The following is an 18,093-nucleotide window of genomic DNA, read 5'->3' as shown; positions in this document are numbered from 1 at the left end:
TATGCGCATCCCCGTCTCTGGAGGCCACGTGAGCGAGCAGGTTCCGGACTACCCGTTCGCCCTTCCCGGCGCCCTGGAGCCGCCGCCGGAGTGGGCCGGGCTGCGCGACGGCTGCCCGGTGGCGCCGATCCGGCTGGCCAGCGGCGACCGGGCGCTGCTGCTGACCCGGTACGACGACGTCAGGCAGGTCCTGTCGGACCCGCGCTTCACCCGCCAGCTCGACGCCCCGGACGCCGCCCGGGTGACCGCCAACGAATCGGGCGGCGTGTTCGGCAGCGGCGGCAGCAGCATGAGCGGCGACGAGCACCGCGCCTGGCGGCAGCTCGTCGGCAAGGCGTTCACCGCCAAGCGCGTCGTGGCGATGCAGCCCAGGATCGAGGCGATGGCCGGGCACCTGGTCGAGCGGATGGTCGCCGGGGGCGCGCCCGCCGACCTGGTGAGCGGCGTCGGCTTCCCGCTGCCGGTGTGGGCGATCTGCGACCTGCTGGGCGTGCCCGACTCCGACCGCGACGCGTTCGCGTACTGGTCCGACACCATGCTGAGCATGACGCGGTTCGGCCAGGACGAGATCGACGCGGCCCAGGCCGAGTTCGACGCCTACCTGGTCGCGCTCGCCGGGGCCAAGCGGGCCGAACCGGGCGGCGACCTGATCAGCGAGCTGCTGTCGATGGTCGAGGGCCTGGACGGACGGCTCACCGAGCAGCTGATCCTGGGCACCGCCAAGGGCCTGCTCGTGGCCGGGCACGAGACCACCGCGAACATGATCGGCAAGATGACGGCGATGCTGCTGGCCGGCCGCGAGCGCTGGGAGGCGCTGCTCGCCGACCGGGCGCTGATCCGCCCGGCCGTGGAGGAGGCTCTGCGCTTCGACGCCAATCCCGGCTTCGGCATGCCCCGCTACCTCAGCGAGGAGGTCGAGGTCGCGGGCGAACGGCTGCCGGGGGGCACCACGGTCGTGTGCAGCATGGCCTCGGCCAACCGTGACGAGCGGCAGTTCGCGGCGGCCACCGTCATGGACCTGACCCGCTCCCCCAACCCGCACCTGGCCTTCGGCGTCGGCCCGCACTCCTGCCTCGGCCAGGCACTGGCCAGGACCGAGCTGCAGACGGTGCTGAAGGTGCTGCTGGAGCGGCTGCCCACGCTGGAGCTGGCGGTCCCGGCCGCCGAGCTGCGGCGGCGTGAGGGGCTCGTGGTCGGCGGGCTGGAGCGGGTACCGGTGCGGTGGTGACCGCGGTGGTGAGTACGGCCGCCGGGACCGGGCGGGCCCGGGAGACGCGCGGCGCGATCCTCGACGCCGCCGAGAGGCTGTTCGCCGAGCACGGCGTCGGCGAGGTCTCCAACCGCCAGATCGGTGAGGCGGCGGGGCAGGGCAACAACTTCGCCGTCGGCTACCACTTCGGCACGAAGGCGGGCCTGGTGCGGGCGATCGTCCGCCGCCACACGGCCGGCCTGGAGGAGCGGCGGCTGCGGCTGCTGGCCGGGATCGACGTCCCCGGCGAGCTGCGCGACTGGATCTCCTGCCTGGTACGGCCCGCCACGGATCATCTCGACGCGCTCGGCGTGCCGGGCTGGCGGGCCCGGTGCATGGCACAGATCAACACCGTGCCGGCACTTCGGCAGATCGTCATCGAGGAGTCGGCGGCCACGCCGTCCATGCGCTCCACCCTGGACGGCATGTTCCGGCTGCTCGCCGGCCTGCCCGAGGACGTACGCCGCGAACGCGCCGGCATGAGCCGCCTGCTCCTGGTCCACGCCCTGGCCGAGCGCGAACACGCCCTGGCCGAGCAGGAACGCGCCCTGGCCGAGCGCGAACACGAGCGGGGGCAGGCGCCGGATGAGGGCGGTGCCGCCGTCCACGACGCCTGGGCGGCCACCGCGGCCGGCCTCGTCGACGCCCTGACCGGCCTGTGGACGGCTCCCGTCTCGTCCGGGGCGGCCCGGCTCCCGGCCGGTCGTCGGATGAGTCAGTAGAGTAATGTTCGGTGATCGTGACAGCTGAGAGCGAGAAGCCGGCCGCGTATCGCCAGGGTCGATTCCGTACCCCGCCCGGCGCCACCGAGGTGCTCCTGGTGCGGCACGGCGAGTCGGAGCCCGCGCGCCCCGACCGGCCGTTCCCCCTGGTGGACGGACAGGGCGACCCGGGGCTCGCGCCCGAGGGCCTGGAGCAGGCGGAGCGGGTGGCCCTGCGGCTCGCCGCCGAGCGCGTCGACGCGATCTACGTGACGCCGCTGCGGCGTACCTCCCAGACCGCCGCGCCGCTCGCCGCGCGGCTCGGCCTCACGCCGGTGGTGGAGCCCGGGCTGCGGGAGGTGCACCTGGGCGAGTGGGAGGGCGGCCTGTTCCGGCGGATGGTCGCCGAGGGCCACCCGGCCGCCCAGCGGATGGCGGCCGAGGAACGCTGGGACGTGATCCCCGGCGCGGAGCCCGCCGCGACCTTCTCCGAGCGCGTGCGCGAAGCCTTCGGCGGGCTGGCCGCCGCCCACCCCGACCAGCGGATCGTCGTCGTCACCCACGGCGGCGTGATCGCCGAGGCGCTGGCCGCGGCCACGGGGTCGCGGCCGTTCGCGTTCCTCGGCGCCGACAACGGGTCGGTGTCGCACCTGGTGCTGACCGAGGCCCGGTGGATCCTGCGCCACTACAACGACACCGCGCACCTCGACCCCGCCTTCACCACCACCGCCTCCCTCCCCACCTGACGCCAGGACGCCGGCCGCGGCACCGGCTCGCGGGCGGCGCCGCTTCACACCGGCGGCCGGGGTCGTAGGCCGGCATCAGCCGATCGGATGATGCCGGCTCTGGCGTGACGGGCGATGCCCGGCCGGGGCCCGGCGGGAGATCCTCGGGACATGGCGATCATCGAAGTGGACGGGCTGCGGAAGTCCTACGGGGGGCGGCCCGTCGTCGACGGGGTGTCCTTCACCGTCGGGGAAGGCGAGATCTTCGGGATGCTCGGCCCGAACGGCGCGGGCAAGACCACGACCGTGGAGTGCGTCGAAGGGCTGCGCAGGCCCGACGCCGGTCGCGTGCGGGTGGCGGGCCTGGACCCGGCCGCCGACAGGGAGCGGGTCACCGGGCTGCTGGGCGTGCAGCTCCAGCAGAGCGCGCTGCAGGGCAAGCTGACCGTTCGCGAGCTGCTGGAGCTCTACGGCGCCTTCTACCCGCGCCCGGCGGACTGGCGTGAGCCGGCCGGGCGGCTCGGCCTGTCGGAGCGGCTCGGCACCCGCTCGACCACCCCGTCGTGCGGCACGGCCTGCGCGGCATCTTCGAGGCGTCGTCCGGCTTCGCCGTGCTGGGCGAGGCCGCCGACGGCGTCGAGGCGGTCGAGCTGACCGTCCGTCTCGACCCCGACGTGGTGCTGATGGATCTGCGCATGCCCGGCGGCGGCGGGGTCGAGGCCATCGCCGAGCTGTCCCGCCGCCGAGGGCCGGACCGTGCTGTCGCCGGCCATCGCCGCCCGGCTGGTCTCCCGGGTACGGGCCCCGGGCAACGACGCGCTGAGCAGCCGGGAGCGCGATGTGCTGCGCCTGGTGGCGAAGGGCTCGTCCAACAGGTCCGTCAGGCCGGGGCGAGGGCCTCGTGCCAGCGGGCGGTGTCGGTGTACTGGTGCAGCCAGGTGATCCGGTCCTCGGCGACGCGCCACAGGTGGACGAACTCGGCCCGGTAGGCGCGTCCGGTGGCGCGGGCGGCGCCTCGGTAGTGCCCGGTGACCACGACGATCCCGTCGGTGGTCTCGTGCCAGGTCTCCGCGTAGGGGGCGGTGTCGAAGGCGGCGAAGACCGCGCCCCAGACCCGGATGAGCGTCTCCTGCGGCCCCTCGAAGGTGCCTCCGGCGCCGCAGGGCAGCCCCGGCGCGGTGTGGGCCAGGAAGCGCGGGTGCAGGAGGGCGAGGATCGCCGCGCCGTCACCCGCCTGGGCGGCACGGTAGAAGCCTTGGACGACCTCGGGTGCCGTGGGCATGGCGGCTCCTTATTAGATGAGTTATTCTAGAACGTACTCACTATTATCATGGGGAGGAGCCGGGTGGGAAGAACCGCCAAGTTCGGCCAGGACCAGATCCTCGACGCGGCCCTGGCCATCACGGCCGACGCCGGGCCCGGGGCCGCCACGATGGGCGCCGTCGCCGCCCGGCTCGGCGCGCAGACCGGGTCGTTGTATCACCGCTTCGGCTCCCGCGATCTCATGCTGGCGACCTTGTGGATCCGCACGGTACGGGCCTTCCAGCGCGGATTCGCCGACGCGCTGGCCGAAGGCGACGCCCGTGGCGCCGCGCTGCACACGCCCCGGTGGTGCCGGCGGCATCCCGCCGAAGGCGCGCTGCTGGTGCTCCATCGCCGTCAGGAACTGGCCGCCCGATGGCCCGACGAGCTCGGCACGGACCTCGACACGCTGAACGCCGAGGTCGCGGACGCGCTGGACGCCTTCGCCGCCCGCCGTCCCGGCGTCGACCGCGAACGGCTGATCTTCGCCACGGTCGACGTCCCCTACGGCGCGGTCCGCCGCCACCTGCTGGCACGGCGCCCGCCGCCTCCGCTGGTCGACGAGCTGATCACCGCCGCCTGCGACGCGCTCCTGCCTCCCCCGGCGGCCTGATGACAGGGCGGGACCGGCTGCGAGGTCAGAGGTGACCGGACAGGCGCCCGAAGGTCTCGGCCACGGGTTCCGCCCTGGCGTGCCGGTGGCCCGTACCGGCCCACAGATGGATGAGCCGGGTGTCCCCGGCCGCGGTGGCGGCCTTGCGGAGCGGACTGGTGAGGTGGTGCAGGGCGGGGTAGCCGGCCGGCGCGACCGCGTCGAAGCGATCGACGAAGTCGTTGCGCAGCGCGCGGGCGGGCCGCCCGGTGAAGGCGCGGGTGACCACCGTGCCGTCGAAGGCCGGATCGGTCAGGGCGGCCTGGTGGGGCCCGGAGGCTCCGCTCTCGACCGCGCGCAGCAGCACGGTGCCGACCATGGCGGCCTCAGCTCCGGCACGGATGGTGGCCGCCACGTCGTCGGCGGTGGCGATCCCGCCCGCGCCGATGATCGGCAGTCCGGCGGCCCGGCGCACCTCGGCGATCAGCTCGGGCAGCGGGAGGGACGGCGGCGGCTCGGCCGGGGTGAGGGTGGCGGAGTGGCCGCCGGCGGCCGCCGCCTGCACGACGAGCGCGTCCACCCCGGCGTCGGCGGCCCTGCGGGCTTCGCCGGCGGAGGTCACGGTCTGCAGGACGGTCGTTCCCGCGTCGCGCAGGGCGGTGACGACCGCGCGGCCGGGCAGGCCGAAGGTGAAGGACACCCACGGGACGGGGCTGGACAGGAGCAGGTCGAGCTTGTCCGTCCAGGCGTCGTCGTCCTCGACCGGGTGCGCTCCGGGCAGCTCCAGCCCGTAGCGATCGGCCTCGGGCTGGACCACGGCGGCGTACGCGCGGTAGGCCCGGGTGGAGATGGGCACCGGGTTGGGGGCGAACAGGTTGACGCCGAACGGCACGCCCCGCGCGCGTACGGCGTCGATCTGGCCGGCGAGCGCCCGCGGGGCCTGGTAGCCGGCGGCGAGGAAGCCCAGCCCGCCCGCCCGCGCGGCGGCGGCCACCAGCGCGGGGGTGCTCGGCCCGCCGGCCATCGGCGCGGCGAGGATGGGCAGGTCGGCGCCGAGGCGGGACAGCAGAGAACTCATCCTCGCATTCTCTCCGGACGCTCCGGACGCCCGCCCTGCGCGATCTCGGCCTCGACGGGGACGCCGGTGAGCACGGTCGCCGGGTGGCACGGCGGTCGCGGGCCGCCGGGTACCGTCCCCGGGCGTAGCGGCGTTCGAACCGCTGGAACGGAGTGTTGCTCTGGTTCCGAGGCCGCCGTACGATCACCTCGACCTCCCGTCGCCCAGGGCGATCGCGGTGCTCGCGGCCCCCGTCATGCCCGTGAGCACCGATTGCGCCGCCGTCCCCCGACCATCTCGGCGTGCTTGCCGCCGGCCGCGCGTGGGGGTCTGACCTGACACACAGAGAGGAACGGCCCGTGACGCTGCTCGGCGGCATCGACTGGCAGGGAAAGATCTTCAAGGCCGGCGGGTGGACGGCCGGGGGCGCCGGCGACTACGCCGTCGTCGAGCCCGCCACGGGCGGCGAGCTCGGCCGGATGGGCCTGGCCTCCCCCGCGGACGTCGCCGAGGCCGCGCGGACCGCCGCCGGGGCGCAGCGCGAGTGGGCCGCCCTGCCGCACACCGCCCGCGCGGCCGTCCTGCGCAGGGCGGGAGACCTGTGGCGGCGGCACGCCGACGAGATCAGCGGCTGGAACGTCCGCGAGGTCGGCGCGGTGCCCGGCATGGCCGGATTCGCGCTGCACGTGGCGTCCGAGGAGTGCTACGAGGCCGCCTCGCTGCCCGGCCGGGCGATCGGCGAGGTGCTGCCGTCGGAGGAGCCGCGCCTGTCGCTGGCGCGGCGCATGCCGGCCGGGGTGGTGGCGGTGATCTCCCCGTTCAACGTGCCGATCATCCTCGGCATCCGCTCGGTGGCCCCGGCGCTGGCGCTGGGCAACGCGGTCGTCCTCAAGCCCGACCCGCGCACCGCCGTCACCGGCGGCACCCTGATGGCTCGCGTGTTCGAGGAGGCCGGGCTGCCGCCGGGCGTGCTGCAGATGCTGCCCGGCGGCGCGGACGTGGGCGAGGCGCTGATCAGCGACCCGCACGTACGGGTCGTCTCCTTCACGGGCTCCACCCCGGTGGGCCGGCGCATCGGCGAGCTGGCCGGCAGGCACCTCAAGCGCGCCCACCTCGAACTCGGCGGCAACTCCGCGCTGCTGGTGCTGGACGACGCCGACGTGGAGGCCGCGGTGAACCTGGCCGCCTGGGGCTCGTTCTTCCACCAGGGGCAGATCTGCATGACCACCGGCCGCCACCTGGTCGCCGACCGGCTCTACGACGAGTTCGTGGAGCGCCTGGCAGGCAGGGCGGACGCGCTGCGGGTCGGCGACCCGGCCACCGGCGAGGTCGCGCTCGGGCCCGTCATCGACGCCGGGCAGCGCGACAAGATCCACCGGCTCGTCACGGCGAGCGTCGGCCAGGGCGCCAGGCTCGCCTCCGGCGGCTCCTACCAGGAGCTCTTCTACCGGCCGACCGTGCTGGCCGAGGTGCCGCTCACCGCGCCGGCCTTCGCCGAGGAGGTCTTCGGCCCGGTCGCGCCGGTCACCCGGGTGTCCTCCGCCGAGGAGGCCGCCGAGATCGCCGCCGCCGGCGAGTACGGGCTGTCGCTGGGCATCGTGACGCGTGACGCGATGCGCGGCCTGGCCGTGGCCGAGCGGATCCCGACGGGCATCGCGCACATCAACGACCAGACCGTGAACGACGAGGCCAACGCCCCCTTCGGCGGCGTGCGCGCCTCCGGCACCGGTTCACGCTTCGGCGGGGCGGCGGCGAACATCGAGGCGTTCACCGAGACCCGGTGGATCACGATGCGGGGCGAACCACCGCGTTACCCCTTCTGAACCGTCCGGCGTGTCCCCTGACACCCGAGGTGCCTGGTGCGTACTGTCGGCGGTGATTCGCCAGTTTCCGCTGGTCAGAGCGTTCAATTCGGGTATGGGGGACTCGCGTGAGCGTGGCCGTGGTGATGCCCGCGTACCGGGAGGAAGCCAACCTGGCGGCGACCGTCGAGGACTTCCTCACGACCCTGGAGAGCGACGACCACTGGGTGATCGTCGTCGTGGACGGCTCGCCGGACGGCACCGGCCGGGTCGCCGACCTGCTGGCGAGCCGCTTCCCCGGCCGGGTCAGGGTCGTCCATCACCCCGCCAACCTGGGCTACGGCGCGGCCGTGCGCACCGGCATCGCCCTCGCCCTGGCCGACACCGGGGCGCGGCGGATCTTCCTGACCGACTCCGACGGCCAGTTCCGCGCCCGGGGCCTGCCGGAGCTCATCGCGGAGGCCGAGCGGGAGCGGGCGGACGTGGTGATCGGCTACCGGTCCCCGCGCGCCGACCCGCCGGGGCGGCGGATGGCGGGCGCGGCGTGGACGTGGCTGAACCGGTTGCTGCTCGGGATCGGCGCCCGCGACGTGGACTGCGCCTACAAGCTGTTCGACCGGCACGTGCTGGAGCGCCTCGACCTGCGCGCGGACGCCGCGACGATCTCGCCCGAGCTGCTGGTCAAGCTCCGCCACCGGGACGTGCGGATCATCCAGCGGCCGGTGGAGCACTTCCCGAGGCTGCACGGCGAGCAGAGCGGCGGCCGCCTGCCGGTCGCGCTGCGGTCGCTGCGGAGCCTGCTGGCGCTGTGGGCGGAGGTGTCCGGCTCGACCCGGGCGGGCCGCGCCGCGCACCGGGTCATCCGGCCGCGCGACCCCGTCCTCGCCGTGCTCACCGTCCTGGCGGCCGTGCTCTCGGTCGCCGCCTGGCAGCACTTCGACGCGGTACGGCTGGCGTACCCGGACTCGATCTCGCACCTGCTGATCTCGCGGCGGGTGATCAGCTCGCCCACGCCGGGCCTGGCGCAACTCGGTGGCGTGTGGCTGCCGCTGCCGCACCTGCTGACGCTGCCGCTGGTATGGATCGACGGGTGGTATCACTCGGGCTGGGCGGCGACCGCCGTCTCGATGGCGGCGTACGTGCTGGCGATCCGCTACCTCTACCGGACGGCGCTGCTGCTGACCGGCAGCCGGTGGGCCGGGGCCACGGCGGCGGCCGTGCTCGCGCTCTGCCCGGCCGTGCTCTACCTGCAGAGCACCCCCATGACCGAGCTGCCGCTGCTGGCCTGCCTGGCCGCCACGGTCTACCACCTCACGGCGTGGCGCCGTACCGAGGACTATCGGAGCCTGGCCGCCGCCGGAGCCGCGGTGCTGCTCGCGACCCTCACCCGCTACGAGGGCTGGGTGATCGCCGCGCTCGCGGCGGTGATCGTGGGGTGGACCGTCTGGCGGCGCTCGCCGCGCCGGCGCCGGCTCGTCCGGGCCGAGGCGCACGTGATCTTCTACGGGACGCTCGCGTTCGCCGGGATCGCGCTGTGGCTGGTGTGGAACGGGGTCATCTTCGGCGACCCGCTCTACTTCTACGCCGGCGAGTACGCCAAGCCGTCGCTGTGGGTGTCGCGGGACGAGCTGACCGCCGGCGACTGGCGGGCGTCGCTGCTGACCTACGGTTACGCGGTCGCGGGCAACCTGGGGCCGGTGCTGCCCCTGCTGGCGGCGGCCGGGCTCGCGGTGCACGTGCTCAGGCGGCGGGACCCGGTGTGCCTGCTGCCGCTGGTGCTGGCCCTGTTCTTCGTCTGCGCGCTCTACACCGGGCAGCGGCCGCTGCACGTGGAGGAGATCGCCGGCGACCTGTACAACGTGCGCTTCGGCCTGATCGTCATCCTGCCGGTCGCGCTGCTCGCGGGCGGGCTGGCCGCCGAGGCGGCGCGCGCCGGGCGTCCGGCCGCCGCGCTGGCCGGCGCGTTCGCCGTGGTGGCCTGCCCGCTGGCGACCGCCGAGCTCGACGTGCGGCGCGAGGCCGAGGCGTTCCGGACCGGCGAGGCCGTCCGGTCCGGGCTGCGCGCCGCCGCCTGGCTCCGCTCCCACTACGACGGAGGCCGCGTGCTGATGCAGTCGTTCGGCAACGAGGTGCTGACCTTCCACTCGCGGGTGCCCACCGGGTCCATCCTGTACGAGGGCAGCTTCCGGCAGTGGAAGGCGGCGCTGGCCGACCCGGCGGCGAACGGTGTCCGGTGGATCCACATGCGCCGCACCCCGGGCGACCGCGACCGGGTGTGGAAGGCGCTGGACGGCGACCCGGCGCTGCGCGGCTACACGCCGGTGTACGACGACGGCGACCGCGTCGTGTACCGGGCGGGGGTCCGGCGGTGAGCGCGGACGTCACGCTGAGCCGCGGGCAGCGGATCACCGCCGGGGCCGGGCTGGCCCTGCTGGGCACGGCGACGGCGCTGGCCGGTGTGACGCCGGTCCTCGCCGCCTGCATGGTGACCGTCACCCTCCTGTACGCCGCCGGGGTCGGCTACAAGCTGTTGCTGGTCTTCAAGGCCCGGGGCGGCGACGTGCTGCGGTTCGCCGAGTTGCCGGGGGACGACGAGCTGCCCGCCTACACGGTGCTCGTGCCGCTGCACCGCGAGGGCCGTGTCGTGCCGGCGCTGCTGCGGCGGCTGAGCGCGCTCGACTACCCGGCCGACCGGCTGCAGATCCTGCTCCTGGTCGAGGACGACGACGAGGACACCGCCGCCGCGCTTCCCGCCGATCTCCCGCCGGGGTTCGAGATCGTCATGATCCCCGCGGGCGAGCCCCGTACCAAGCCGAAGGCGTGCAACGTGGGCCTGGAACGGGCCCGCGGCGACTTCTGCGTGATCTACGACGCCGAGGACCGGCCCGAGCCGGCGCAACTGCGCAAGGCGGTCGCCGCGCTGACCGGCTCTCCCCGCTGGGTGGTGTGCGTGCAGGCCGAGCTCCACTACTGGAACCCGTGGACCAACTAGCTCACCAGGTGCTTCACCGCCGAGTACGCGCTGAACTTCAGCCTTTTCCTGCGCGGCCTGGACCGCTACCGGATGCCGATCCCGCTCGGCGGCACCTCCAACCACTTCCGCATGGACGCCCTGCGGGACCTGGGCGCGTGGGACCCGTACAACGTCACCGAGGACGCCGACCTCGGGATCCGGATCGCGCGGCGCGGGTGGAGCGTGCGCATGATGGACTCGGTCACCGAGGAGGAGGCCAACAGCCGGCTGGGCAACTGGGTGCGGCAGCGCAGCCGGTGGATCAAGGGCTACATGCAGACCTGGCTCGTCCACATGCGCTCGCCCCGGCGGCTCTGGCGGGAGCTGGGCGGCCGGGGGTTCTGGAGCTTCCAGTTCACCGTCGGGTTCTCGGTGCTGTGCACGCTGCTCAACCCGGTCATGTGGACGCTCACGGCGGTCTATCTGGTGGCGGGGCCCGGCCCGGTCGAGGCGCTCTTCCCCGGCGTGGCGCTGTACCTGGGCACGCTCGTCATGGTCGCCGGGAACCTGCTGCTGATGCTCGCCCACATGGCCGGCTGCCTGGAGCGTTCGGTGCACGAGGCGGTCCGCACGATGCTGCTCGTGCCGGTCTACTGGGCGCTGATGAGTGTGGCGGCGTTCCGGGCGCTGGCGCAGCTCGCGCGGCCGAGCCGCCGTTACCACTGGGAGCTGACCGAGCACGGGCTGGTGCCCGACTCCCGGCCGGCCACCTGACGGCGGGGGCCGCACGCCCCCGCCGTGCCGCGCCGATCAGGAACCGGTGACCGGGACCAGGCGGAACACCTGGTTCTCGTCCCGGTGGCAGCGATGGTGCTGGACGATCGTGTAGTGGTCGTGGGAGCGGCCGAACACGTCGATGCACTCCTTGTTGAACGCCGATCGCCACATGACCGGCCGGCCGGACAGCACGCCGGGCCGGTCGGCGTGCCAGAGCGCGCGCGGGTTGACGCGCCCGTAGCGGCCGCAGACGTCCTGCACCAGCCGGGCGTGCGGCTCGCGGGGGATCGCCGCGCACAGGCCCGAGTGGCGGTTGACCAGGACCCACGCGTGGCCCCACCGGACGACGCGCCACTGCTGCGTGGTCCGGCCGCCCATGGGCGCCTGGACCATGCCGAGCGGGCGGGGGCCGTGGGTCTGGGCGGTGATCGCCAGGTCGCTGTGCTCGGCGACGATGGAGTAGAAGTCCCCCCGGTCGTCGGAGCCGGGCTGCGGCAGCGCGACCGCCGCGGCCGCCGCGGCTACCGCGGCGGGCGGCGTGACGGCCGAGACCGCGAGCAGGGCGCCCGCTATCGCGCCGGCGCCGCGCGTGAAGGAACGAGTGGTTTCCGCCATTTTCAAGGATTCCTCCGGGAAAGTATGTTGACCGGGAACGGGAATGGCCCGTATCCGCCGAAGAAACACTTTCACTCCCCGAACAAGCCGCCTCCCAGGCTGGGGTATCCCGGACTCAAAATCGCCATGACAGATTTCCCTGCAAGAAAAGGGATAAAAGCGTCTTATTCGATTTCCGCGAGTGGCAGGCGCAGCACGAATTTCGCCCCCGCCGCCGAGTCCTCGACCTTCAGCGTGCCCTCGTGCCCCTCGGCGATGGCCCGGGAGATGGCCAGGCCGAGGCCGCTCCCCTGGGGGTCGCGCCGGTGCGCCTCGGGCAGGCGGACGAACGGCTGGAACACCTTCTCCCGGTCGCCCTGCGGGATGCCGCCGCCGTCGTCGAGCACCGTGACCACCGCCCGGCCGCCGGCGCGGGCGACGGTGACCTCCACGCCCGCGCGGGCGTGCCGCTGGGCGTTGGCCAGCAGGTTGACGAGCACCTCGCCGAGCTGGACGGCGTTCCCGCGCACCGCCACGCCCTCCTCGGCGCTGACCCGGATCGGCACCCCCGGCGGGCGCGCCGCCGCCTCGGCGCGCACGAGAGCCGTCAGATCCACCCGCTCCTGGCTGTGCGGGGCCGCCCGGACCCGGGCCAGCAGCAGCATCTCGTCGATGATCGAGTCGCACCGTCCGGCCGTACCGAGGGCGTCGCGGATGGCCTGGTGCGGATCCACCTCCTCGTACAGCAACGCCTCCTCCAGCTGGGTCCGCATCCCGGTCAGCGGCGTGCGCAGCTCGTGCGACACCATCGAGCAGAAGTGGCGCTGCTGCTCCACCGTCTCCTGCAGCCGGGCCAGCGTCGCGTTCGCGGTACGGGCCAGCCGGGCGATCTCGTCCCGCCCGTGCGGCTCCGGGATGCGCAGGCTCAGGTCCGTCACGGTCACCTCGGCCAGCCTGCGCCTCATCTGCTCGACCGGGCGCAGCGCCAGCCCGATCAGGATCCAGGCCGCCCCCATCATCAGGGCGCTCGCCGCGAGCACGCCCGCGCCGAGGAACAGCTCCAGGCGGTGCGTGGCGAGGATCTCCGGCTGCGCCCGCCCGGCGTAGACCAGGTGTGACTCGCCGCCCCACAGCACCTGCTCCTCCTGCGGCGACGGCCTGGTGGCGGTGAACATGACACACCCGGCGCCGGAGCACTCGGTCCGATCCTCGATCCGGTCCTCCGACAGCGGCCAGAAGTCACTGAGCGGCGGGCGTCCCGCGGCCGCCCTGCTGGCCGACACCACGTTCCCGGAGGCGTCCACGAGCTGCATCAGGTCGACGTCCGAGGTGGTGACGGGTGGCGGCGGGCGGCCCGTGGTCATCGACCCGATCCAGTCGGTCGCCGCCCGCTCGGTGTCCTCGAAGACGCTCCGCTCGATGGTGGCCCGGATCGCCAGGTCCGCGACGACGCCGATCGCGCTGAGCACGACCAGCGAGAAGACCCCGGCGGCCAGCGCCAGCGTCGCCTGCACGGAGAACCTGCCGGAAGGAGCGGCCCTCACGCTCGCCGCCACCTCCCGCCGCCGGACCCACCCGGTGAACGTTCCTCGCCCGCTCCGGGAAGTAACCCCGCGTTCGGTCAAGGCCGCATGACCGGACGCGGCGCGGTTCAGGGCTGCACGCAGTCACCCACGGCCGACGGGCGGTAGGCGTATCTGAGAAAATCCTTCAGGTTGGCCTTCCAGTCGTCCCACTCGTGCCCGCCGGTGCCGTAGCAGTAGCGGTGGCCGATGCCCTGGGCGCGGAGCTTCCGGTCGAGCACGTCGACGTAGGCGCCGAGCATCGGCTCGCCCTCGGCGTCCTTGTCCGGGTCGAGCGGGTCGGTGGCGTCGATGTCGTACGCGCACGAGGGGGCGGCGGGCGTCGTGCCGGTCGGCGCCGCCGGGAGGCTCGCGCAGCCTCCTGCGTACAGGGCGAGGCGCTGGTGGTAGGGCTGATACCTGCCCTGTTCGGCCATGCGCATGGGGTTGACCTGCGGCCAGTCGTAGGTGGTCTCCCTGGTGCCGTTGGGCGGCACCTCGGCGTGCGGGCCGAAGATCTGGTCGAGCCGGTAGAGCAGCTGCTCGTCCTGGTCCAGGACGAGGCGGCCGTCCGCGTCGTACTTGTTGACCTTGAACTTGCCGTTGGCGGCCTCCAGGAGGTCCACGGCGGCTCCGGCGAGCCAGGAGCCGCCCGAGATGATGTCCTGCGCCGGGCGCTTGCGCAGTTCGGTGCCCGGGGAGAGCGCGCCCACGGCGCCGAACGTGCCGGGGTGGGCGGCGGCGTACCTGAGCGCGCCGAAGCCGCCCATCGAGATGCCCGCGATCGCCCTGCCGTCCCGGTTCGCGGCCGTGTTGTAGTTGGCGTCGATCCACGGGACGAGCTGGCCGACGTGGAAGGTCTCCCACTGGGGGGCGAAGAACCCGTCGGTGCGCCCCGGCCAGTCGGAGTACCAGCCGGCCAGGCCGCCGGTGGGCATGACCGCGATCACCTGGTAGGGGTCCCGGCCGTTCTTGAGCGCGGTGACGAGGTCGCCCTTGGCGGTGTAGGCGTCGTGGCCGTCGCCGCCGCCGCCGCGCAGGTACAGCGACTCGTACGGGGGCGCGCTCGGGCCGTACCCGTCGGGTAAGTAGATCCGGACGGTGAGCGGCCTGGTCACCGGGGAGATCTCCGGAGTGCCGCCCGCCGGCCGGTGGATCGCGGTGGACGTCAGGACGACGTCGCGCAGGTTCGGCTGGAACGGCGGGGTCGTCACGCGCCGGCACGTGATCCCGAACCCGGCGGGAACCGTCAGCGTCTCGCACCCCGTCGCGGCCCGCGCCTGGGCCGGGACGGTCAGCAGGCTTCCGGCGAGCACCGCGGCCGCCGTCACTCTCATTGCATGCATTGTGGACATATGCTCCGTTTACCCGCGGGCGACACCGGTCGCGGCCGAAGAAGGCGGGCGTCTCGGTCGGAGAGGACTGGCGATGGACACGACGTTCTGGGACGAGGCGGACCGGCTCCTGATCCGCTACGGAGCCGCGTTCACCCCGAGGATCATCGAACGCGCCCGCGGTGCGCACGTCTTCGACAGCCGGGGCACGCCGATCCTCGACTTCACCTCCGGGCAGATGAGCGCCATCCTCGGCCACGCGCACCCGGACATCGTGGCGACCGTCTCGTCCTCGGTCGCGTCGCTGGACCACCTCTACAGCGGCATGCTCAGCGCGCCGGTGGTGGAGCTGGCCGCCAGGCTCACCGCGACCCTGCCGCCCCCGCTCGGCAAGATGCTGCTGCTCACCACGGGGGCCGAGGCGAACGAGGCCGCGATCAAGATGGCCAAGCTCGCCACCGGCCGCTACGAGATCGTCTCCTTCGACCGCTCGTGGCACGGCATGACCCAGGGGGCGGCCGCCGCCACCTACTCGGCCGGGCGGCGCGGCTACGGCCCGCCGGCGCCGGGCAACCTCGCGCTGCCGTCGCCGAACGCCTACCGGTCGCCGTTCCGCCGCCCCGACGGGTCGCACGACTGGGAGGCCGAGCTCGCCTACGGCTTCGCCCTGGTCGACCAGCAGTCCGCCGGCAGCCTGGCCGCCTGCCTCATCGAGCCCGTCCTGTCGTCGGGCGGGATCATCGAGCTGCCGCCCGGGTATCTGCGCCGCCTCAGGGAGATGTGCGACGAGCGCGGGATGCTGCTCGTCCTCGACGAGGCGCAGACCGGTCTCGGCCGCACCGGGACGATGTACGCCTTCGACCGCGACGGCGTCACCCCCGACATCCTGACACTGTCGAAGACCCTCGGAGCCGGGCTGCCGGTGGCTGCCGTCGTCACGACCGCCGAGATCGAGCAGATCTGCCACGAGCGGGGGTTCCTCTTCTTCACCACGCACGTCTCCGACCCGCTGGCGGCCTCCGTCGCGCTGACGGTCCTCGACGTCATCGAGCGCGAGAACCTAGTCGAGCGGGCCGCCCGGCTGGGCGCTCAGCTCACCGACCGGCTGGTGGCGCTGCGCGAGCGCTACGAGGTCGTCGGCGACGTCCGGGGCCGGGGCCTGCTGCAGGGGGTCGAGCTCGTGCGCGACAAGAAGACCAAGGCGCCCGCCGACGCGCTCGGCAGCGCCGTCACCTCGGCCTGTCTCGAACGCGGGCTGCACATGAACATCGTCCAGCTCCCCGGGATGGGCGGCATCTTCCGCATCGCCCCGCCCCTCACGATCGGCGAGGACGACCTGCACACCGGCGTGGACATCCTGGAGGCGTCGCTCAAGGCCGTGACGTGACCGCGTGACCCCTGTGCGCCCCCGCCCCGGCCGTCGAAGGCAGGGGCGGGCGGCGCCTCAGGAGGCGGGCGGGCCGGCGAGGGCGTGGAGGAGGCGTCGTGCCCGGGCGGCCAGCGCGGGCATGTCGCCGTCCGCGCACGCGTCCCCGAGCAGGGGCGAGCCCATGCCCACCGCCCGGGCGCCCGCGCGCAGGTAGGCGGGCACGTCCTCGATCCGGATGCCGCCGGTGGGCACCAGCGGCACCTCCGGCAGCGGCGCCAGCACGTCCTTGACGTAGCCGGGGCCGCCCGCGGCGTTCGCCGGGAAGACCTTGACCAGGTCGGCCCCGGCCCGCCAGGCCCGCAGGATCTCGGTCGGGGTGTAGGCGCCGGGCAGGACGGGGACGCCGAGCCGGTGGCCCTCCTCGATCACCTCGGGCACGACGGCCGGCGTGATCAGGTAGCCCGCGCCGGCGTCCACGGCCTCCCGCGCCGATCCGGCCGTCAGCACCGTCCCCGCGCCGACCGCCACGCCGTCGATCCCGCCCCGCGCGGCCCACCGGATCGCCTCGGCCGCGCCCGGGGTCGTCATCGTCACCTCGATCGCCCGCACACCGCCGTCCGCGAGCGTCCCCAGCGCGGCGGCCAGGTGCCGGGAGGTGGCGGCCCTGACGATGGCGATCACCGGGAGCGCGGCCAGCGCCTCCCGCAACCCGATCACGACCCACCCCCGCACGGCGCGGCGCGGCAGCCCGTGTCGCGGATCGCGGCACGCCGCCGGACCGGCGTGCGGGTGGTGGCCGCGGGGAGGCCGGTCATGGGGCCTGCTCCACCGCTGTGAGGTGGAGCAGGGCGGACTGGTCGGGGAACAGCGGCGGCACGGCGATGCCCGAGGCGGCCAGCGCGGCGCCGGGCAGCACGGTGCCGCCGGACACCCAGGCGGGCGCGACGCCGTGGGAGGCGACGGGCGTGAGGGGACGGACGCGGTAGAGGGTGTCCGGGTCGAGGCCCGGCAGCCGGACGAGGCCGGGCGGCCAGGTGGCGGGGCGCTCCAGCAGGGCGATCTCGTAGACGGCCGCGCGCCCGTCCGGGGCGACGACCCCGTGCGCCTCGACCCCTTCGGGGACGTCGTCCAGCCGGACCATGACACCGGTGTGGAGCAGGTCGCGGTGCTCCTTGTGCAGGGCGATCCACCCGGCCAGCTCGCCGAGCTCGTCGTCGGTGAGCGAGGCGAGGTCCCATTCGATGCCGTAGTGGCCGAAGAACGCGGTGGCGGCGCGGAAGGCGAGGTCGTGGCGGCGGCCGGTGGTGTGGGAGCGGTCGGCGCCGATGTGGCTGCCGATGAGCTCGGGCGGCAGCAGCTGGGCGGTCCAGCGCATGATCTGCCGGCGTTCGACGGGGTCGATGCAATCGCTGGCCCACACGCGGTCGGTGCGTTCGAGGATGCCCAGGTCGACGCGGGCGCCGCCCGAAGAGCAGGACTCGATCTCCAGCCGGGGGTGCGCCGCGCGGATCTCGTCCAGCAGCCGGTAGACGGCGAGGGTCTGGGCGTGGACGGCGGCGCGGCCCTGCCGGAGCGTGGACCCGGCGTCGACCAGGTCGCGGTTGTGGTCCCACTTGATGAAGTCGAGCTCGTACTCGCCGATCAGGGCGAGCAGCCGCTCCTTGATGTGGGCGTACGCGGCGGGGTTGGTCAGGTCGAGCACCTGCTGGTGGCGGGCGGCAGGCGGCAGGCGGTCGCCGGTCTGCAAGATCCAGTCCGGGTGGGCGCGGGCCAGCTCCGAGTCCGGGTTGATCATCTCGGGCTCGAACCAGAGGCCGAACTGCATGCCGAGCTCCCTGACCCGTTTGACCAGCGGGTGCAGCCCGTCGGGCCAGACGGCCGGGTCCACCCGCCAGTCGCCGAGGCCGGCGCGGTCGTGCCGGCGGCCGGGGAACCAGCCGTCGTCCAGCACGAACCGCTCCACGCCCACCCTGGCCGCCCGGCCCGCCAGCTCCAGCAGCCGGTCCAGGTCGTGGTCGAAGTAGACGGCCTCCCACGTGTTGAGCACCACCGGCCGGGGTGACGACGGGTGGGAGG

16 protein-coding genes and 1 pseudogene are annotated in these 18,093 nt (G+C 74.2%); 10 read left to right on the top strand and 7 right to left on the bottom strand.

Features of this window, described 5'->3' with window-relative positions; translation table 11 throughout:
• The first annotated feature begins 1 nt into the window (after nt 1).
• The 5 genes from ADY59_RS10660 to ADY59_RS48585 all read left to right on the top strand — a co-directional run bounded on the left by ADY59_RS10660 (nt 2) and on the right by ADY59_RS48585 (nt 3,664).
• Nucleotides 2–1,228: a cytochrome P450 gene (locus ADY59_RS10660; RefSeq protein ID WP_049560826.1), complete on the top strand. Its 1,227-nt coding sequence runs from the start codon at nt 2–4 to the stop codon at nt 1,226–1,228.
• Nucleotides 1,225–1,971 carry a TetR/AcrR family transcriptional regulator gene (locus ADY59_RS10655; RefSeq protein WP_231618647.1) on the top strand — a complete coding sequence of 249 codons (747 nt, stop codon included), beginning with the start codon at nt 1,225–1,227 and terminating at the stop codon, nt 1,969–1,971. The genes ADY59_RS10660 and ADY59_RS10655 overlap by 4 nt, the downstream gene beginning before the upstream one ends.
• Nucleotides 1,972–1,982: 11 nt before the next feature.
• Nucleotides 1,983–2,696: a histidine phosphatase family protein gene (locus ADY59_RS10650; RefSeq protein ID WP_231618646.1), complete on the top strand. Its 714-nt coding sequence runs from the start codon at nt 1,983–1,985 to the stop codon at nt 2,694–2,696.
• Nucleotides 2,697–2,846: 150 nt separating this feature from the next.
• Nucleotides 2,847–3,329, top strand: a complete 483-nt coding sequence (locus ADY59_RS10645) for an ATP-binding cassette domain-containing protein (protein ID WP_082310010.1) — start codon at nt 2,847–2,849, stop codon at nt 3,327–3,329.
• Nucleotides 3,239–3,664 (top strand): response regulator, encoded by a 426-nt coding sequence (locus tag ADY59_RS48585; protein WP_331459479.1) that lies wholly within the window; start codon nt 3,239–3,241, stop codon nt 3,662–3,664. The genes ADY59_RS10645 and ADY59_RS48585 overlap by 91 nt, the downstream gene beginning before the upstream one ends.
• Here ADY59_RS48585 and ADY59_RS10640 read toward each other — a convergent pair.
• Nucleotides 3,556–3,957, bottom strand: a complete 402-nt coding sequence (locus ADY59_RS10640; protein ID WP_049560821.1) for a nuclear transport factor 2 family protein — start codon at nt 3,955–3,957, stop codon at nt 3,556–3,558. The two genes, ADY59_RS48585 and ADY59_RS10640, sit on opposite strands and share 109 nt — an antisense overlap.
• A gap of 63 nt (nt 3,958–4,020) precedes the next feature.
• Here ADY59_RS10640 and ADY59_RS10635 point away from each other — a divergent pair, with 63 nt between their 5' ends.
• A complete protein-coding gene (locus tag ADY59_RS10635; RefSeq protein ID WP_049560819.1) occupies nt 4,021–4,590 on the top strand; it encodes a TetR/AcrR family transcriptional regulator in 570 nt (189 codons plus the stop codon).
• A 25-nt stretch (nt 4,591–4,615) separates the two neighbouring features.
• Here the strand turns inward: ADY59_RS10635 and ADY59_RS10630 are convergent, their stop codons facing one another.
• Nucleotides 4,616–5,647 carry a nitronate monooxygenase gene (locus tag ADY59_RS10630; RefSeq protein ID WP_049560816.1) on the bottom strand — a complete coding sequence of 344 codons (1,032 nt, stop codon included), beginning with the start codon at nt 5,645–5,647 and terminating at the stop codon, nt 4,616–4,618.
• A gap of 338 nt (nt 5,648–5,985) precedes the next feature.
• Here ADY59_RS10630 and ADY59_RS10625 point away from each other — a divergent pair, with 338 nt between their 5' ends.
• The 3 genes and pseudogenes from ADY59_RS10625 (at nt 5,986) to ADY59_RS52435 (ending at nt 11,155) form a co-directional block, all read left to right on the top strand.
• The gene (locus ADY59_RS10625) at nt 5,986–7,449 is read left to right on the top strand and encodes a benzaldehyde dehydrogenase (protein ID WP_049560813.1); all 1,464 of its coding nucleotides are present in this window, start codon (nt 5,986–5,988) and stop codon (nt 7,447–7,449) included.
• A 107-nt stretch (nt 7,450–7,556) separates the two neighbouring features.
• Nucleotides 7,557–9,800: a glycosyltransferase family 2 protein gene (locus ADY59_RS10620; RefSeq protein WP_197093538.1), complete on the top strand. Its 2,244-nt coding sequence runs from the start codon at nt 7,557–7,559 to the stop codon at nt 9,798–9,800.
• A 110-nt stretch (nt 9,801–9,910) separates the two neighbouring features.
• A pseudogene (locus ADY59_RS52435) lies at nt 9,911–11,155 on the top strand (glycosyltransferase family 2 protein).
• A gap of 36 nt (nt 11,156–11,191) precedes the next feature.
• On the opposite strand, the gene ADY59_RS10610 reads toward ADY59_RS52435, so the two are convergent.
• The 3 genes from ADY59_RS10610 to ADY59_RS10600 all read right to left on the bottom strand — a co-directional run bounded on the left by ADY59_RS10610 (nt 11,192) and on the right by ADY59_RS10600 (nt 14,651).
• Nucleotides 11,192–11,773, bottom strand: a complete 582-nt coding sequence (locus ADY59_RS10610) for an RICIN domain-containing protein (RefSeq protein WP_049560809.1) — start codon at nt 11,771–11,773, stop codon at nt 11,192–11,194.
• Between the two features lie 164 nt (nt 11,774–11,937).
• Nucleotides 11,938–13,296, bottom strand: a complete 1,359-nt coding sequence (locus tag ADY59_RS10605) for a sensor histidine kinase (protein WP_063780627.1) — start codon at nt 13,294–13,296, stop codon at nt 11,938–11,940.
• A gap of 107 nt (nt 13,297–13,403) precedes the next feature.
• Entirely contained in the window at nt 13,404–14,651 is a 1,248-nt protein-coding gene (locus tag ADY59_RS10600; protein ID WP_156325418.1) for an alpha/beta hydrolase, read from the bottom strand.
• Between the two features lie 91 nt (nt 14,652–14,742).
• Between ADY59_RS10600 and ADY59_RS10595 the strand changes: the two genes are divergently transcribed.
• A complete protein-coding gene (locus ADY59_RS10595; RefSeq protein WP_049560802.1) occupies nt 14,743–16,035 on the top strand; it encodes an aspartate aminotransferase family protein in 1,293 nt (430 codons plus the stop codon).
• A 57-nt stretch (nt 16,036–16,092) separates the two neighbouring features.
• Here ADY59_RS10595 and ADY59_RS10590 read toward each other — a convergent pair whose 3' ends face one another.
• Both ADY59_RS10590 and ADY59_RS10585 read right to left on the bottom strand, forming a co-directional pair.
• The gene (locus tag ADY59_RS10590; RefSeq protein ID WP_156325417.1) at nt 16,093–16,734 is read right to left on the bottom strand and encodes a bifunctional 4-hydroxy-2-oxoglutarate aldolase/2-dehydro-3-deoxy-phosphogluconate aldolase; all 642 of its coding nucleotides are present in this window, start codon (nt 16,732–16,734) and stop codon (nt 16,093–16,095) included.
• 94 nt (nt 16,735–16,828) lie between these two features.
• On the bottom strand, nt 16,829–18,093 hold a 1,265-nt coding region (locus ADY59_RS10585; RefSeq protein ID WP_049560985.1), incomplete at its 5' end, for an alpha-galactosidase.

This window comes from Nonomuraea sp. SBT364, from assembly GCF_001083785.1.
In the GTDB taxonomy this organism is placed as follows: domain Bacteria; phylum Actinomycetota; class Actinomycetes; order Streptosporangiales; family Streptosporangiaceae; genus Nonomuraea.
This window is presented reverse-complemented; position numbering and strand designations above follow the sequence as displayed.

Coding starts and splice junctions, on each gene's coding strand:
- ADY59_RS10660 (WP_049560826.1), top strand. CDS start 2: ATGCGCATCCCCGTCTCTGGAGGCCACGTGAGCGAGCAGGTTCCGGAC.
- ADY59_RS10640 (WP_049560821.1), bottom strand. CDS start 3,957: ATGCCCACGGCACCCGAGGTCGTCCAAGGCTTCTACCGTGCCGCCCAG.
- ADY59_RS10610 (WP_049560809.1), bottom strand. CDS start 11,773: ATGGCGGAAACCACTCGTTCCTTCACGCGCGGCGCCGGCGCGATAGCG.
- ADY59_RS10630 (WP_049560816.1), bottom strand. CDS start 5,647: ATGAGTTCTCTGCTGTCCCGCCTCGGCGCCGACCTGCCCATCCTCGCC.
- ADY59_RS10600 (WP_156325418.1), bottom strand. CDS start 14,651: ATGAGAGTGACGGCGGCCGCGGTGCTCGCCGGAAGCCTGCTGACCGTC.
- ADY59_RS10645 (WP_082310010.1), top strand. CDS start 2,847: ATGGCGATCATCGAAGTGGACGGGCTGCGGAAGTCCTACGGGGGGCGG.
- ADY59_RS10595 (WP_049560802.1), top strand. CDS start 14,743: ATGGACACGACGTTCTGGGACGAGGCGGACCGGCTCCTGATCCGCTAC.